We start from the raw sequence: 15,915 nt of genomic DNA, 5'->3' as shown, positions 1-15,915 counted from the left end.
GGGGGGGGGGGGGGGGGGGGGCGGGCGGCGCCCCCCCCCCCCCCCCCCCCCCCCCCCCCCCAAGGGCACCTATGGTCGGCCGATCGCGGCCAAGTGGGCCCGGGCCTCAGTCCAGGGAGATGAACCTGTCCAAATCGCCAACACGGTGCTCCGGGTAGTTCTTGGCGATGTCGGCTTGGCTGAGCATTCCCACCAGCTCATGGCCGTCGATGACGGGAAGCCTCCTAATTTGGTGGTTCTGCATGGTGGTGATGGCTTCCTCGACGCTGTCGTCGGCGCCGATGGTGATGGGTTTGCCTTCGCCCAGCTCCCCGGCGCGGGTGGTGCGGGGATCCCCGCCCTGGGCCAGGCACTTGGTGACGATATCCCTGTCGGAAACGATTCCCTTCAGCCGGTTGTCCTCGCCACAGATCGGCAGCGAGCCGACGTCGAGTTGCAGCATCTTGCGTGCCGCTTCCTCCAGAGTCTCGTTTTCCCCGATGCATTCGGCCGATCCAGTCATGATTTCTCGTGCGGTTGCCATTGTTCCTCCTGCGTGTTGGATTCGCTGTGATTGTGGTGGGGACGGCCAACGGGCCTTGCATTGCTCCCGTTGTTCCCGATGGCGTGGTGCGGGGCTGCGGGTTTCGAGCATCCGCGGGATCGCGATTCGCCTCCCTGGGCCCGGCTGCCGAGGCAGGTTGTTTGGACCGCTCTGACCTGCCGCAGCCAACCGGACTGGAGGCTTCATGGATTCCGTGGGTCGATCTGCCAGCGGCGAACCAGCCCTCGACGATCGGCCAAGCGACTGCCAGCGCACGGCCGAGGGTCATCAATCTCCACGGTACGCAGGTGCCCGTGGCGATGTCTAGGAAATTGCAGCCTGCCCGGATTCAAGGCGACACCGCTTGCTCCGGGCGGGAGAAGGACTGCCCGACGACGGCGCAAAAGCTGGCCATCGATGGATGGCCGAGGCACAGTGGAGGGGAAGGAAAGGACTAATCCATGGCTTCCCGATCCAAGGAACAAATGGTCTCGGTGGCCGGCCGGCGGCTGAAGGTCAGCAACCTGGACAAGGTGCTCTACCCGGAGACCGGGACCACCAAGGGCGAGGTGATGGAGTACCTGGCCGGGGTCGCCAGCGTCCTGCTGCCGCAGTCCGCCTGGCGCCCCGCAACCCGCAAGCGCTGGGTCGACGGCGTGGGCACCGCGGAGAAGCCGGGCAAGGTGTTTTTCCGCAAGGACCTGGAGGACTCGGCACCCGACTGGATCCCGCGGGCGGAGATCACCCACAAGGACCACGTGAACACCTATCCGATGGCCAACGAGCCCGCGGTGCTCACCTGGTTCGCGCAGCTGGCGGCCCTGGAGATCCACGTGCCGCAGTGGCGCTTCGACGAGCACCTGGCGCCGATGAATCCGGACCGGATGGTGCTGGACCTGGACCCGGGTCCCGGGGCCGGGCTCGCCGAATGCGCCGAGGTCGCCTTCCTGTGCCGGGAGTTGCTGGAGGGCATGGACCTGGCGGCGTACCCGGTGACCTCCGGGTCCAAGGGCATCCACCTCTACGCCGCCCTTGATGGAAAACACACCTCCGAGGAGGTGTCGCTGGTGGCCAAGGAACTGGCGACCGAGCTTCAGGGCGCGCACCCGCACCTGGTGGTTTCCGACATGAAGAAGTCCCTGCGCGAGGGCAAGGTGCTGCTGGACTGGAGCCAGAACAGCGCCGCCAAGACCACCATCTGCCCCTACTCGCTGCGCGGGCGAAGCCATCCGACGGTGGCGGCCCCACGCACCTGGGAAGAAATCGGCGGGCCGAAGCTTGCACAGCTCGATTTCCACGAGGTCCTGGGGCGAGTACATGATGCGATGGACCCGATCTCCGCGCTGGGCCGGTACCCCGCGAGCGACCTGGACCGGCTGGCCGAATACCGTTCCAAGCGCGATGCCCGCAAGACCCCCGAGCCCGTCCCCGCGCCCGCACCCCATGCTGCGGGCCCCGGAAGCCGCGCCCGCTTCGTGATCCACGAACACCGAGCGCGCGCCCTGCATTGGGACCTGCGGCTCGAGCATTCGGGGGTGCTGGTTTGCTGGGCCGTGCCCAAGGGCATGCCCCTGGAGCCCTCGGTGCACCGGCTGGCCGTGATGACCGAGGACCACCCGCTTGACTATGCCGAATTCGAGGGACGCATCCCGCGCGGGCAATACGGCGCCGGGACCATGGAGATCTGGGACTCGGGGGACTGCGAGTTCGAGAAATGGCGGGAGGGCTCCGAGGTGATCGCGGTGCTGCACGGGCGCCCCGGTGGCGGGCTCGGCGGGGTGCCGCGGCGCTACGCACTGATCAATACCCCCGGGATGGGGGATGCGAAGAACTGGCTGCTGCAGTTGATGAAGGACCAGTCAATCTCCCGGAAGGCGGCGGTGCAACAGGCGCCGGCGCCGGCGCCCGAGCCGGAACCGGTCGGGTCGGTGCCCGATGCCCCAAGCGCGGCCGAGCTCGCCCCGATGCTCGCCCAGGCGGGAACCGGGCGAGACATCGATGCGGACGAGGACTGGGCGTATGAAATGAAGTGGGACGGGTACCGCGCGCTTATCGGCATCGCCGGTTCCAGCGTCTCGCTGCGCAGCCGCAACGGCCAGGCGCTTGAGGGGCGCTATCCCGAACTGCAGGAAATTGCCGAGCTGGCCCCCGACGGGGCGGTGCTCGATGGGGAAATCGTTGCCCTTGATCCGGCCGGACGCCCCGATTTCGGGTTGTTGCAGGCCCGCAACCCCGGCAACGGTTCGGGCAAGGGCGGCAAGGGCGGCAAGCCGGCACCGGTTCACCTGATGCTCTTTGACGCACTGCGGTTGCCCGATTCCCGGACCGGGAAGCAGCAGGACCTGACCAAGCTGCCCTACGCCGAACGCCGCCAACGGCTCGCCGCCCAGGTGCGAACCGGCAAGCACGTGCACATCCCCGACGTCCACGACGGAACCCTGGACGAGGCCTTGGCCACGAGCACCGAACTCGGCCTGGAGGGGATCGTGGCCAAGCGCCTCGACGGCCGCTACCGGGTCGGGAAGCGCTCGGGGGACTGGATCAAGATCAAGCATGATCGCCACCAGGAAGTCGTCGTCATCGGCTGGCGCCACGGAAAGGGCAACCGTGCGGACACCCTGGGCTCGCTGCTGCTGGCCGTGCCCGAAGACGGGGAACTGCACTATGCCGGGCGGGTGGGCACTGGATTCACCGACCGCCAACTGCTGGCGGCCCGGGCCAAGCTGGAGAAGCTGCGGCGCAAGACTCCCGCGGCCAAGGACGTGCCGGCTATTGACAGCCATGACGCCGAATGGGTGTCGCCCCGGCTCGTCGGCGAGGTGCGCTACGGCGGGCTGACCGGCGCCAAGCGGCTGCGCCATCCGGTATGGCGCGGCTGGCGCGAGGACAAGGAACCCGGGCAGGTGGGTTGGGAGTCCTGAACAGCGGCGGCCCCCGACACCTCGCCGTCCCCGGATGAAACCGGGGGAGCGAGGCAAGCCGGGCACTTCCGCTGCAAGCGGGGGCTATTCCGCGAGGTCGGGGTCCATGCCCTTGGCCGGGCCGGAGTCGCCGGGACGGGCGGTACCCAAATCGCGGGCGTGGGGTCCGGCGGCGCGGCGAAGCACGATCACTGCCACCAGGCCGATGACGGCCGCCGTGCCCAGGACGGCCAACGCCCGGCGGGCGCCGTTATGCTTGCTTCCGGCCTTTCGCTGCGCCTTGCGGAGGGCCGCCTCCACGGCCTTCCGGGCCCGGCGCGCGGTCTTGCGGTTTCCGGTCACGGTGGCCACCACTTCCTCGGAGGCACGGGCCAGCCCCACCGGGTCCATCCGGTCCACGGCATGGCGGACGGACGCCTCCAGATGACTGGGGTATTCCTGCTTTGCCTTCTCCGCCCAGTGTTTGAGTTGGGTCTGGATCGTTTTCATCTGCTTTTCGAGCTCGTGCATCACGGGGTCCTCTCTGCTCTGGCGATATGGAAGATGTGGAAGGTGGTTGGAGCACCACTCGTGCTATTTTTCTCCGTGGTCCGCGCGCTTGGCCGTGGCACTGCCGCGGCTGCGCAACTGGATGATGCGAACTGCTGCGACGATGGCGACGACCACGGCCCCGCCCACGGCCGCCAGCAACATGCTCACGCCAAGGGCCATCTGCCCCTGGAGTCCGAGAAAGTACACGGTGGCCTGCGCCTGGTTCTGCATCATGAAGATCACCAGGAAGATCAACACCACGATGGCCACGATGGTGAACGTCCAGATCACCCCGGCACGCGTCGTTGCCCTGACGCTTTTGGGTGGTAGACGACGGGTGGGCTTCTTGGATGTGGCGTCCGAATCGGAAGCTCGCCCAGGGTTGTCAACCATTTGCTTCCCCGTTTCTTTGTGCGGCACCGGGTTTTCGGCGCTGCCCGGCGGCGCCGTTGGCCAGGAAATTGGATCCCTGTGGCCAACATAGGCGCATCGTTTCGAAGTGGCAAGGGCTAGGCACACTCGTCAAAAAGTGCCCTTGAACGCTGCCCGCCTTCGACACCGAAGGCGGGCGGCAGAAGGAATCCGCGGGCGGCCAGCGGGCCCCTTATTCGCCTTCGGTTGCGGTCTCGGCATGCGGTGTGCCCACGGGTTTGGACTCGGCGGAGCCGCGCTGACGCAAGTAGATGGACAGGGTGACCATGCTGCCCACAGCCAGGAACTCGGATTGCCAGTTCTGGAGCGTCCGGTCCCAGAAGTCTGCGCTGGTGACGTACTCGATCCAGCCGACCGCCGGTTGCCCGTGTTCGAGCTGGTCGGCATTGAAAACAACGGTCCCCGCGACCGATTGGAGCCACCACGAGAGAAGGAAAACGGCGCCCATGACCAAAAGCAACGAATTGGAGTACAACGTTCTCCGCCAGCCGCCGACCTTCGCCCATTTCGGAGAATTGGGCCTGGCGAAGCGTCCGACAAGTTGCATCTCGTCACTGTCGGGACCCTCGTCGCCGGGCTTCTTCGATTCCGGGGATCCCCGCTGGACAAGCCAGATGGTGGCAAAGATGAATAGGAAGAATTGCAGGTACTCGGATTGCCAGTTCTCGGCCACGTCGACAACGAAATTGCTAGAGGTCACAAAATCCCAATAGCCGATGGGAGTGGACCCATGGGCTATTTGGTCCTCGTTGTACACGGACAAACCTGCGAATGACTGCCCCAGCAGGGCGCCGACGAAGAGCACCGCAAAGCAGATGCTGAGCGCTTGGTTTCTGATTGCCTTGGACACTGCCGATCACCTCCCGGAGAAGCTGACGATGGTCATCAGGATCAAGCCGGTAACGATCATGCCAAGCCACAAAGTGAATTGAGTCCTCATGGTGCGAGCGTAAGACTGATCGAGTGCAACGTAAAGGCGGGGGGATTGTCCCGGGCCGTGCCGGTGACCCCGGGGGTTGACCGACAGATCCCGGTGACCCGCGGTTAATCGAGCTTGAGTTCTGGCGAACGGTGGTTAAGGAGGGATTGCCCCGGCCGAAGCCGGGGCAATCCCAATGTGCAACGGTCAGGCCTTCTTGCGCGTTAACAGACCCCAAATTATGAGGACGAGCAATGCTCCGCCGATGGCCAGCAACCACGTCGACAAGGACCAAAACGAGTTGATCCCGACGTTGAAGATTGCCGAACCGATCCAACCGCCAAGTACGGCTCCGACGATTCCAAGCAGCAGCGTGGCAAGCCACCCACCGCCCTGGTCACCTGGTTTGATTGCCTTCGCAATGGCTCCGGCAATCAGTCCTAGAACAATCCAACCAATGAAACCCATAACTATTCTCCTGTTCGGATGAAGGTCCAGTTTCAGCATCATTGTGGCGATGCACATTTCGACCCTACAACGAGGAAAGTGCTGGTGGAAGCCTAAATCACTCCAATGCCAAATCGGTTCATGAAATCGAAGTACTGTTTACCGGGCAACAAGGGCATGGGAATAGCTGGCGCGAAACCCCAATTGCGTCGGGGTGCCTCGCGCGCCGCATCCCCTCATTCTGAATCAGCTTAGATATGCATCAATCACTGGGGCAACAACAAATGCAAATGGATTTCCCTGAGATTTGCGCAACGGGGATACATAGGCCGAGACAGCACAGGGTTCGGGTATCCCCGCGGTCATTCCGCCGTATCTCGGGACTTCGCTGGTAAACACACCCGGCGGGAAGTTCTTCCTCCTCGTCGTGCACCCGGACACCACCCCGGTGCCGAGAGAGTCAATCCTGCTGCCCGGACGCCCGCCTGCGAACACGTCTGTCCCATGGGGAACTCTCACCCCCGGTGCAACCGTTGCGCGCGTGAAATGCCGGATCTACGGTAGATACAAGGCCCGCAACCGACTCCGATTACCCCGGGGGGTTCCAGTGCAAGATGATCCGCAGCTATCCGAATCCACTGCCCTGCTCATAATCGACATGCAGAATGCCTTCTTTGAGGATCCCATCCTGGCACGCCTACGTGAACCGCTGGTCCGCCACTGCAACGAACTCACCGGGCTCGCTCGCGCCCTCGGGATGCCGGTGTTCAATATCAGGACCGAGCATGCCCGCGACAAATCGACATGGACACTGAGCATGCTCGACGACGACCAAGGGTTCCTGTTCGAAGGAAGTGAACAAGCGCGCAACCTGGCAGGCCTCGACGTCGAGGATGCCGTGGAAATCATCAAGCGACGCGACAGCGCCTTCTGGCGCACGGACCTGAGCGAGCGGCTGCGGCGCGGCGGCGTGGAATCGGTCCTGGTCGCGGGAGTGTCGTCCCACACCTGCATCGCCTCGACAGCAGCGGATGCCTACGCCGACGACGTTCGTGCATGGCTGGTTTCCGACGCCATTGCCTCCAGCGATCCCGATTTCGAGGAGTCGACCCTGAAGCTGCTCCAAGCGGAGTACCGACAGGGGATCGTGAGCACCGCGAGCCTGCTCGCCGCCGACGAGGACCGCCGCGCCTGGGAAACCCAGGGCCAAGGAACCAAATAACCGAAACTGCCGCAACTCGGCACCCAACTGGAACGGAGCACGCGATGAGCACCCAGCCGGGACAACCCAGCAAGAAACCCTTCTTTCGCAGGCGGGGTACCCCGCTCATGATCACCGGTCTGATCTTGGTGATCGTCTTCGGGCTTTTCATGATGGCGGACAGGGAACCCGGCCAGGGCCTGATGACCCCGATGTGGATCGGCGTCCTCCTCGGCCTGGGGATGGCCGGATACGGTCTCTATCGGGCATTGAAGGGACCGGGCATGCTCGATAACCCCAGAGGCGGGACCGGCAACGAACCCATGTGACCGTTCTCGCCACGGCGGCGGCCTATGGGTTCCGCCGTGGCGTTACGGTCCGCAAGCAGCATCAACACACCACAACCCAAGGAGCCGGTCATGTCGTTGAATACACCGGAATTCGAACCACGCAATGACGAAGAGAACGAGGGAACCCCGTTGGATGGCCGCGACGGGCAACCGGTGGAAGAGGGATCGTCGGATGATCCTCGGACCCTGGACACCATGGACCCCCTGCGGGACGAGCAACGCGAGGTCGACGCACTGAACGGCAACGAAGCCCGTGCCGAGGATGCGCGTCCCTTGAAGGAAGAGGGCCGGACGGCGGAGCAGGAGGACGCGGAAATCCCGGCCGGCGCGAGGGTCGAGGAGCCGACCGATGCTGCAGGACAAGAGGCGGGCGGCCTGGATGCCCTGGGCCGGCCTCTGCCGCCCGATGCCCCGGAGGAAGAACAGTTCTAGCGGTGCCCGGGCGGGCCGGAGTTACGGGTTGACCGTGGGATCGAGCCGGTCCATGAACTCGTTCATGAATTCAGCGAATTCGGCCGCGTCCTCGTCCTGGGCCAGGATGCCGGAGGCCCCGGGGCCGGTGGTCTCGCCGGTCGGCGAGGGAATGTTCAGGGACAGCCGGGCGGGGACGTTGAATCGGTAGACGCGCCCGGTGCTCGTGCCCACCTCGTAGCCGCCGTCAAGGACCAGGGCCACGTGCGAGACGTTGGTGTTGTTCACCGAGACCGCGCGTTCGGTGGGCTGCAGGTCCGCGGGATTCAGCGGGCACAAAATGATTTCGGCCGGCTCGCGGCGGAAGCCGATCACCTTCAGCCCCGCGGATCCGGAACTGCCCGCGGCAGCCACCAGGTTGTAGCTGCCGAAGTTGGGGATCTGGGAGTCGAAGGCCTCGTGCAAAAGCTGCTTGAGGACGTCGTCGGATTCAACGTTGAGTGTCTCCATGCCTTCCACCCTATCCAATGGAGGTTTCGAACACATGTCTCGTATTCGCGGCGCGAAATATGTCGGTGCACCGTCACGGGTTCGGCGTCGGTGCCCCTCAGCCATACAATCAAGGGCATGAGCCAGGACACTACCCCGGATATCAAGCCCCGCAGCCGCGTCGTGACCGACGGCATCCACGCCGCTCCGGCCCGTGGCATGTTCCGCGCCGTCGGCATGGGCGACGACGACTTCGCCAAGCCGCAGATCGGCGTCGCGAGCTCGTGGAACGAAATCACTCCCTGCAACCTTTCGCTGAACCGCCTGGCACAGGGCGCCAAGGAAGGCGTCCACGCCGGTGGCGGCTTCCCGATGCAGTTCGGCACCATTTCCGTCTCCGACGGCATTTCCATGGGCCACGAGGGCATGCACTTTTCGCTGGTCTCCCGCGAGGTCATCGCCGACTCCGTCGAGGTCGTCATGCAAGCCGAGCGCATCGACGGCTCGGTCCTGCTGGCCGGCTGTGACAAGTCCCTCCCGGGCATGCTCATGGCCGCTGCCCGCCTGGACCTGGCCTCGGTCTTCCTCTACGCCGGCTCGATCATGCCCGGCTGGGTCAAGCTGGAGGACGGCAGCGAAAAGGAAGTCACCCTGATCGACGCCTTCGAGGCCGTGGGCGCCTGCGCCGCCGGCAAGATGAGCGAAGAAGACCTCACCCGCATCGAAAAGGCCATCTGCCCCGGCGAGGGTGCCTGCGGCGGCATGTACACCGCCAACACCATGGCCTGCATCGGCGAGGCCCTGGGCATGAGCCTTCCGGGCTCCGCCGCCCCGCCCTCGGCCGACCGCCGCCGCGACATGTTCGCCCGCGCCTCCGGCGAGGCAGTGGTGAACCTGCTGCGCAAGGGCATCACCGCCCGCGACATCATGACCAAGAAGGCCTTCGAGAACGCGATCGCCGTGACCATGGCCTTCGGCGGTTCGACCAACGCCGTGCTGCACCTTTTGGCGATCGCCCGCGAGGCCGAGGTCGATTTGACCCTGGCGGACTTCAACCGCATTGGCGACAAGATCCCGCACCTGGGGGACCTGAAGCCCTTCGGTCGCTACGTCATGACCGACGTGGACAAGATCGGCGGCGTGCCGGTGATCATGAAGGCCCTGTTGGATGCGGGCCTGCTGCACGGGGACTGCCTGACCGTCACCGGCAAGACCGTTGCCGAGAACCTCGCGGAGATCAACCCGCCGGATGTCGACGGCAAGATCCTGCGCGCGCTGGACAACCCGATCCACAAGACCGGCGGCATCACCGTGCTGCACGGCACCATGGCGCCCGAGGGCGCCGTCGTGAAGTCCGCGGGCTTCGATGCCGACGTCTTCGAGGGCACCGCCCGGGTCTTCGACCGCGAGCAGGGCGCGCTTGCCGCCCTGGACAACGGCGAGATCAAGGCCGGCGACGTCGTGGTCATCCGCTACGAGGGCCCCAAGGGCGGCCCCGGCATGCGCGAGATGCTCGCCATCACCGGCGCCATCAAGGGTGCGGGCCTCGGCAAGGACGTGCTGCTGCTCACCGACGGGCGCTTCTCCGGAGGCACCACCGGCCTGTGCATCGGCCACGTGGCCCCCGAGGCCGTGGACGGCGGCCCGATCGCGTTCGTCAAGGACGGCGACAAGATCCGCGTGGACATCGCGGCCCGCTCCTTCGACCTGCTGGTCGAGGAAGCCGAGCTCGAGGCGCGCAAGGACGGCTGGGAGCCGCTTCCGGCCAAGTTCACCACCGGCGTGCTGGCCAAGTACGCCAAGCTGGTCAAGTCCGCGTCCACCGGCGCATACTGTGGCTAGGAAATAGCGTGAATCGAGGGGTGGACGCCGCCAAGGCGTCCACCCCTCGGACAACAGTCTCATATAATGAGATTGTGGGCGTGGGCGTTTGACTCTGGCTTTGGCGGCGACCAAACTGGACACATGCATATCCGCACCGAAGTACTACTAGTTATCAAGCGCTGAGCTTGAGCCCCTCCCTAACATGGAGGGCTTCGGTGACGCGCAAACCCCATTCGCCGCAAGGTGCCTTTGGGGTTTTTTTATGTGCAGGGTTAGAAGAGATAGAGAAGGATAAATCCCCATGAGTAACGGAACCCCCGCCAGCCCCTCGCTGCCGGCCAAGCCCGCCAACCGTAGCAAGGATGCCGCTGTCTCTTCCGTCGTGGAAGCATCGAGCCTGGTCCAGGGCCCGAACAACAACATTGCTCCCACCGAGATGCTGGGCTCAAAAGCCATCGTGCGCTCACTGGAAGAATTGGGCGTCAAGGACGTCTTCGGGTTGCCGGGCGGGGCCATCATGCCCACCTACGACTCGCTCATGGACTCGACCAAGATCAACCACGTCTTGGTCCGCCACGAACAGGGCTCGGGCCACGCGGCCCAGGGCTACGCCATGGTCACCGGCGAGGTCGGGGTGTGCATCGCCACCTCCGGCCCCGGGGCCACCAACCTGGTCACCGCCATTGCCGACGCGCACATGGACTCGGTCCCCATGGTTGCCATCACCGGCCAGGTGCACAGTGCCTTCATCGGCTCCGACGCATTCCAGGAAGCCGACATCGTGGGCATCACCATGCCCATCACCAAGCACTCCTTCCTGGTCACCAAGGCCGAGGACATCCCGCGGATCCTGGCCTCGGCCTTCCACGTGGCATCGACGGGCCGTCCCGGCCCGGTGCTGGTGGACATCACCAAGGACGCCCAGCAGTCCAAGATGATGTTCTCCTGGCCGCCGAAGATCGACCTGCCGGGCTACAAGACGGTGGTGCGCGGACACAACAAGCAGGTCCGCGAGGCCGCCAAGCTCATCGCCGCCTCCTCCCGCCCGGTGTTCTACGTCGGCGGCGGCGTCGTCAAGGGCCACGCCTCCGCGGAGCTGAAGGAATTCGCCGAGCTGGTCGGCGCCCCGGTGGTCACCACCCTGCAGGCCCGCGGCGCGTTCCCGGACTCCCACGAACTGCATGTGGGCATGCCCGGCATGCACGGCTCGGTCTCCGCGGTCACCGCGCTGCAGCAGTCGGACCTCCTGATCACCCTCGGCGCCCGCTTCGATGACCGCGTCACCGGGGTGCTGCACACCTTTGCCCCCAACGCCAAGGTCATCCACGCGGACATCGACCCGGCGGAGATCTCCAAGAACCGCACCGCGGACATCCCGATCGTCGGGTCGGTCAAGGAGATCATCCCGGAGCTCACCGAGGCCTGCCGCACGCTCTTCGCGGACGCCGGCGCCCCGGACCTCGCGGCTTGGTGGAACACCATCGGCCGGCTGCGCGAGACCTACCCGATCGGCTTCACCCCGACCAACGACGGCCTCTCGGCGCCGCAGAACGTGATCCAGCGGATCGGCGAGCTCACCGGACCCGAGGCCGTGTACGTCGCGGGCGTGGGCCAGCACCAGATGTGGGCCGCGCAGTTCATCAAGTACGAGCGCCCGCACGCCTGGCTGAACTCCGGCGGTTTGGGCACCATGGGCTACTCGGTCCCGGCGGCCATGGGCGCGAAGGTCGGCAACCCCGATCGCGTCGTGTGGGCCATCGACGGCGACGGCTGCTTCCAGATGACCAACCAGGAGCTCGCCACCTGCGTCATCAACAACATCCCGATCAAGGTCGCGATCATCAACAACTCCAGTTTGGGCATGGTCCGCCAGTGGCAGACCCTGTTCTACGATTCCCGGTACTCGAACACCGACTTGAACACCGGCCACGGCACCGCGCGCGTCCCGGACTTCGTGAAGCTCGCCGACGCCTACGGCTGCGTGGGCCTGCGTTGCGAACGCGACGAGGACATCGACGACACCATCAAGCAGGCCTTGGCCATCAATGACCGCCCGGTCGTCATCGACTTCGTGGTCTCCCGGGACTCCATGGTCTGGCCCATGGTCCCCTCCGGCGTGAGCAACGACCAGATCCAGATTGCTCGCGGCATGACGCCCGAGTGGGAAGAAGAGGACTAGAAACCCATGGCACGTCACACTCTTTCCGTACTCGTCGAAGACGTACCGGGCGTATTGACCCGCGTGGCAAGCCTTTTTGCCCGCCGCGCCTTCAACATCCACTCGCTGGCAGTGGGCCCCACAGAGATCAAGGGCATTTCCCGGATCACCGTGGTCGTCGACGCAGAAGGGGACCTGCTCGAGCAGGTCACCAAGCAGCTGAACAAACTCATCAACGTCATCAAGATCGTTGAATTGATGCCCGAGGCTTCGGTGCAACGCGACCACATCCTGGTCAAGGTGCGCGCCGATGCGGCCACCCGCCTGCAGGTCACCCAGGCCGCAGACCTCTTCCGTGCCTCCGTGGTGGACGTGTCCACCGATTCACTCATCATTGAGGCCACCGGCAACGCCGAAAAGATCAACGCGCTGCTGGCAGTGCTTGAGCCGTTCGGCATCCGCGAGATCGTCCAGGCAGGCACCCTTGCCGTCGGACGTGGATCCAAATCGATGTCGGACCGCGCCCTGCGCTCCGTCTCTGCCTAACACGCAAACAGCTTCACCCCGATACCAAGGAGATACCACAGTGACTGACATGTACTACGACGACGATGTAGACCTCGCGATCATCCAGGGCCGCACCGTTGCCATCATCGGCTACGGATCCCAGGGCCACGCCCACGCGCTGAACCTGCGCGACTCCGGCGTGGACGTGCGCGTCGGCCTCAAGGCCGGCTCCAAGTCGATCGCCAAGGCCGAGGCCGAGGGCCTGCGCGTCGTCTCCGTCGCCGAGGCAGTTGCAGAAGCCGACCTCATCATGATCCTGACCCCGGACCAGGTCCAGCGCCACGTCTACAAGGACGACATCGAAGCCAACCTGCAGCCGGGCGACGCCCTGTTCTTCGGCCACGGCTTCAACATCCGCTACGGCTACATCGCCCCGCCGGCCAACGTCGACGTCGCCCTGGTCGCCCCGAAGGCCCCGGGCCACACCGTGCGCCGCGAATTCGAAGCCGGCCGCGGCATCCCCGACCTGATCGCCGTGGAGCAGGACTTCACCGGCGGCGCCAAGGCGCTGGCCCTGTCCTACGCCAAGGCCATCGGCGGCACCCGCGCCGGCGTCATCGAGACCACCTTCACCGAAGAGACCGAGACCGACCTCTTCGGCGAGCAGGCAGTGCTTTGCGGCGGCGCCTCGCAGCTGATCCAGTACGGCTTCGAGACCCTGACCGAAGCCGGCTACAAGCCGGAGATTGCCTACTTCGAGGTGCTGCACGAGCTCAAGCTCATCGTCGACCTCATGTGGGAGGGCGGCATCGCCAAGCAGCGCTGGAGCGTTTCGGACACCGCCGAGTACGGCGACTACGTCTCGGGCCCGCGCGTGATCACCCCGGAGGTCAAGGAGAACATGAAGGCCGTTCTCGCCGACATCCAGAACGGTGCATTCGCCAAGCGCTTCATCGACGACCAGGACGCCGGAGCACCGGAGTTCATGGCGCTGCGCGCCAAGGGCGAGTCGCACCCGATCGAGGAGACCGGCCGCGAACTGCGCCAGCTCTTCTCCTGGAAGACCACGGACGACTACACCGAAGGTTCCGTCGCACGCTAAGGCTTGCGCCTCAGTGAGTGACTGCCGATAGGTAGTGCATGACAGGTTTGCCCCGATCAGCCGAAAGGCCGATCGGGGCAAACCTGCTTAAGCTGTGCGATGTTTCCTCGGTCGCCGGCCGGTCTCGATCGGGGCCGGGGGATCTTCTGCGGAGCGTTTCTGGTCGACGTCGGTGTGCAGCACCCTGGTCGGGGCGGATGCCTTCTCACACACCGAGGCCCGGGAGATCCCGTAGGTTTCGGCCAGGATGCGTTCCCCGGGCAGCTGGTCCCCGGTCTTGATCCGGCCGGAACAAAATCCAGATTCGATGTCCAGCAGGAACACGTCGTAGATCCGCTTGGCGGCCGGCGGTGCGTCCGAAGCCGTCATGATTACATCCCGCCCCGGTGAGGATCGACATCCCTTTCCGGTTTCGGTTCATCCCTAGATTGCCTTGCCCGGGTTCAGGATTCCCTGGGGGTCGAACACGTTGCGGATGGCGTGCTGCAGCTCCAGAGACAGGTCGCCGAGTTCCTCCTGGAGCCAGTCGCGCTTGAGCAGGCCGACGCCGTGCTCGCCCGTGAGGGTTCCGCCCAGTCGCTTGGCCAGGTGGAACATTTCCGCCAGCGCGGCCTTGGCCGGTCCCTCGGTGATGGAGTCCCCGGGATCCACGACGATCATGGGGTGGAGGTTGCCGTCGGCGGCGTGCGCGACGTTGAAGATCTTGACCCCGGTGTTCCTGGAGATTTCCGCCAGCCCGGCGAAGACGTCCGCGAGCCGGTTGCGGGGAACGCCGATGTCGCAGATGGAAACCCGGCCCAGGCGCTCGAGCGAGGGAATGGCCTGGCGGCGCGCGGCCACCAGGGCCGCGGCCGCTTCGGTGTCGGCCGCCTTTTCGATGTGGGTGGCGAAGGGTTCGATGGCGCGGATGAGTACGTCCTGTTCGAGGAGCGCGCCGTATCCGTCGGTCTGTGCCAGCAGGAATGCCCCGCCCTTGGAGCGGTGGTCGGTTCCCTGGGCGGCATCCACGGCCTCCAGCGTGGGGCCGTCCATGAGTTCGAGCACCGAGGGCTGGATCCGTGCGGCGATGATCGCGGACGCCGCCAGCGCGGCGGATGCGACGTCGGTGAAGTAGGCGGCGACCGTGGCCGTCTGGACGGGGGCGGGGCGCAGCCTCAGGGTTGCCTCGACGACGATTCCCAGGGTCCCTTCGGAGCCGATCATCAAGGCGTTGAGGTCATATCCGGTGACGCCCTTGATGGTGTTCCTTCCGGTGGCCAGCATCCGGCCGTCGGGCAGGACCACCCGAAGCGAGAGCACGGACTCTCGGGTCACCCCGTATTTTGCGCACCACATGCCCCCGGCGTTGGTTGCGATGTTGCCACCGATGGAACAGATCGCGGTGCTGGCCGGATCCGGGGCGTAGAACAGGCCATGGGCCGCGGCCGCGGCGTTAACCTCGGCATTCAGTACGCCGGGTTCAACCACGGCCAGTTGCTCCACGGGGTCGATATGCAGGATGCGGTTCATCCGGGACAAATCGAGGACGACCTCGCCGGCCTGCGCGGAGGCCCCCGCGGCCAGTCCGGTGCCGGCTCCACGGGGAACCACCGGTACGCGGTGCGCGGTGGCCAGTTCCATGGTGTGCACGACTTCCTCCACGCTTCTTGCGTAGACGACGCCGTCGGGAAGGCTCGGCGGGAGGTAGCCGGAGCGGTCGGTGCTCACGCGAACACGTTCCTCCGGTGCGGTGGACGCGTGGGCGCTGGCGTTGAGCAGCAGTGCGGAGGCCGTGGGACCGTCGGTCGCGTTCATGGCAAACCCCTTTGTTTCCGCTGGCCCCGTTGGATCCGGTCGCACTCCGTTCCTTGCTGGCGGTTCGGGCCACGGTGGAGAACCGATATCGGAGGGGGTGGACCACGTGCCGGGGATGCTCATTAAAAACTCCTGTGCTTTTGCAAGCGAAGTCTTGCCGGAATCCTTGCGGGAGCGGGGATATTCCCTGGTCCGGCAGGGAACTCCTGCCGCTGCGCGGACGGGTTCCTATCGGTCTGACCATCCTCACGCATCGTTCAGATGCAAGTCAAGGACGAGTTCTGCCCGCAAGCCTTTCCCCTGCCG

The 15,915-nt window shown here is 65.4% G+C and carries 16 protein-coding genes; 8 read left to right on the top strand and 8 right to left on the bottom strand.

Features of this window, described 5'->3' with window-relative positions; genetic code table 11:
* Positions 1 to 106: 106 nt before the first annotated feature.
* Positions 107 to 523 (bottom strand): CBS domain-containing protein, encoded by a 417-nt coding sequence (locus ACIPVK_RS18720; RefSeq protein WP_407613492.1) that lies wholly within the window; start codon positions 521 to 523, stop codon positions 107 to 109.
* Positions 524 to 984: 461 nt separating this feature from the next.
* Between ACIPVK_RS18720 and ACIPVK_RS18715 the strand changes: the two genes are divergently transcribed.
* Positions 985 to 3,444, top strand: a complete 2,460-nt coding sequence (locus tag ACIPVK_RS18715; RefSeq protein WP_407613491.1) for an ATP-dependent DNA ligase — start codon at positions 985 to 987, stop codon at positions 3,442 to 3,444.
* Between the two features lie 84 nt (positions 3,445 to 3,528).
* On the opposite strand, the gene ACIPVK_RS18710 is transcribed toward ACIPVK_RS18715, so the two are convergent.
* The 4 genes from ACIPVK_RS18710 to ACIPVK_RS18695 form a co-directional block, all read right to left on the bottom strand.
* Entirely contained in the window at positions 3,529 to 3,954 is a 426-nt protein-coding gene (locus ACIPVK_RS18710; RefSeq protein WP_407613490.1) for a hypothetical protein, read from the bottom strand.
* 63 nt (positions 3,955 to 4,017) lie between these two features.
* The gene (locus ACIPVK_RS18705; protein WP_407613489.1) at positions 4,018 to 4,368 is read right to left on the bottom strand and encodes a lipopolysaccharide assembly protein LapA domain-containing protein; all 351 of its coding nucleotides are present in this window, start codon (positions 4,366 to 4,368) and stop codon (positions 4,018 to 4,020) included.
* Between the two features lie 211 nt (positions 4,369 to 4,579).
* Positions 4,580 to 5,257 carry a DUF6766 family protein gene (locus tag ACIPVK_RS18700; protein WP_407613488.1) on the bottom strand — a complete coding sequence of 226 codons (678 nt, stop codon included), beginning with the start codon at positions 5,255 to 5,257 and terminating at the stop codon, positions 4,580 to 4,582.
* Positions 5,258 to 5,533: 276 nt separating this feature from the next.
* The gene (locus tag ACIPVK_RS18695) at positions 5,534 to 5,794 is read right to left on the bottom strand and encodes a GlsB/YeaQ/YmgE family stress response membrane protein (protein ID WP_407613493.1); all 261 of its coding nucleotides are present in this window, start codon (positions 5,792 to 5,794) and stop codon (positions 5,534 to 5,536) included.
* A 586-nt stretch (positions 5,795 to 6,380) separates the two neighbouring features.
* On the opposite strand from ACIPVK_RS18695, the gene ACIPVK_RS18690 reads away from it, so the two are divergent.
* From ACIPVK_RS18690 to ACIPVK_RS18680, 3 genes are all read left to right on the top strand, one after another.
* The gene (locus ACIPVK_RS18690; RefSeq protein ID WP_407613487.1) at positions 6,381 to 6,995 is read left to right on the top strand and encodes a cysteine hydrolase family protein; all 615 of its coding nucleotides are present in this window, start codon (positions 6,381 to 6,383) and stop codon (positions 6,993 to 6,995) included.
* 44 nt (positions 6,996 to 7,039) lie between these two features.
* Entirely contained in the window at positions 7,040 to 7,303 is a 264-nt protein-coding gene (locus tag ACIPVK_RS18685; protein ID WP_407613486.1) for a hypothetical protein, read from the top strand.
* Between the two features lie 90 nt (positions 7,304 to 7,393).
* The gene (locus ACIPVK_RS18680; RefSeq protein WP_407613485.1) at positions 7,394 to 7,756 is read left to right on the top strand and encodes a hypothetical protein; all 363 of its coding nucleotides are present in this window, start codon (positions 7,394 to 7,396) and stop codon (positions 7,754 to 7,756) included.
* A gap of 21 nt (positions 7,757 to 7,777) precedes the next feature.
* Here the strand turns inward: ACIPVK_RS18680 and ACIPVK_RS18675 are convergent, their stop codons facing one another.
* Positions 7,778 to 8,245, bottom strand: a complete 468-nt coding sequence (locus ACIPVK_RS18675; protein WP_407613484.1) for a hypothetical protein — start codon at positions 8,243 to 8,245, stop codon at positions 7,778 to 7,780.
* Between the two features lie 117 nt (positions 8,246 to 8,362).
* Between ACIPVK_RS18675 and ilvD the strand changes: the two genes are divergently transcribed.
* The 4 genes from ilvD to ilvC all read left to right on the top strand — a co-directional run bounded on the left by ilvD (position 8,363) and on the right by ilvC (position 13,815).
* Complete coding sequence (gene ilvD, locus ACIPVK_RS18670; protein ID WP_407613483.1) at positions 8,363 to 10,066, top strand: dihydroxy-acid dehydratase; 1,704 nt, start codon at positions 8,363 to 8,365, stop codon at positions 10,064 to 10,066.
* A 283-nt stretch (positions 10,067 to 10,349) separates the two neighbouring features.
* Entirely contained in the window at positions 10,350 to 12,227 is a 1,878-nt protein-coding gene (locus ACIPVK_RS18665) for an acetolactate synthase large subunit (protein ID WP_407613482.1), read from the top strand.
* 6 nt (positions 12,228 to 12,233) lie between these two features.
* Positions 12,234 to 12,752, top strand: coding sequence for an acetolactate synthase small subunit (ilvN, locus tag ACIPVK_RS18660; protein WP_264269403.1), 519 nt, complete (start codon positions 12,234 to 12,236; stop codon positions 12,750 to 12,752).
* 40 nt (positions 12,753 to 12,792) lie between these two features.
* Positions 12,793 to 13,815, top strand: a complete 1,023-nt coding sequence (gene ilvC / locus ACIPVK_RS18655) for a ketol-acid reductoisomerase (protein WP_407613481.1) — start codon at positions 12,793 to 12,795, stop codon at positions 13,813 to 13,815.
* 87 nt (positions 13,816 to 13,902) lie between these two features.
* Here ilvC and ACIPVK_RS18650 read toward each other — a convergent pair whose 3' ends face one another.
* Together ACIPVK_RS18650 and ACIPVK_RS18645 are read right to left on the bottom strand one after the other, a co-directional pair.
* A complete protein-coding gene (locus ACIPVK_RS18650; protein WP_407613480.1) occupies positions 13,903 to 14,184 on the bottom strand; it encodes a hypothetical protein in 282 nt (93 codons plus the stop codon).
* Positions 14,185 to 14,238: 54 nt separating this feature from the next.
* Complete coding sequence (locus ACIPVK_RS18645) at positions 14,239 to 15,609, bottom strand: FAD-binding oxidoreductase (protein WP_407613479.1); 1,371 nt, start codon at positions 15,607 to 15,609, stop codon at positions 14,239 to 14,241.
* Between the last annotated feature and the right edge of the window lie 306 nt (positions 15,610 to 15,915).

It is taken from the genome of Paeniglutamicibacter sp. MACA_103 (genome assembly GCF_045798555.1).
Classification (GTDB): Bacteria; Actinomycetota; Actinomycetes; order Actinomycetales; family Micrococcaceae; genus Paeniglutamicibacter.
Note: the sequence above shows the minus strand (reverse complement) of the source record. Positions and strands in the feature narration are given on the sequence as shown.